General features: G+C 43.7%; 1 protein-coding gene. It reads left to right on the top strand.

What is annotated here, in order from left to right; all coding sequences use genetic code 11:
- Positions 1-186 (top strand): hypothetical protein (locus VCHENC03_RS28010; protein ID WP_232310326.1); only part of this gene is annotated, 186 nt, incomplete at its 5' end.
- Positions 187-339: the final 153 nt, after the last annotated feature.

Below are 339 nucleotides of genomic sequence, written 5' to 3'. Positions count from 1 at the left end.
GAGACGGGCAGCTACAAAACTTTTCCCCGATTGAAAGACGAAAGTTGGCTAGAAGAAAAACGCACTGAACTGCCCTACTTTCACTGGCTTCAAATTAGAAAAGGATTCTTTCCTCGTACTTCAACAGCCGCACCAAAAGTAACCAAGGTTCTCTCAAAAGCCACCACGAAAATGAAGAGGCGCTAAAGAAATAGGCTAAGAGTTAGAAGCCGTAAACGATGAAATCAAAGCGAACACTCCGCACATAGTGCCACCGGAAAGAACGTGAAAGGCACTAACTGAAAGGTGTAAAGACGAGCGCCAAAACAGATAAACACCAAAACTTATGACCTTTGATGT

The sequence above is a fragment of the Vibrio sp. HENC-03 genome, assembly GCF_000305755.2.
GTDB classification, from domain to species: Bacteria; Pseudomonadota; Gammaproteobacteria; order Enterobacterales; family Vibrionaceae; genus Vibrio; species Vibrio owensii.
This window is presented reverse-complemented; position numbering and strand designations above follow the sequence as displayed.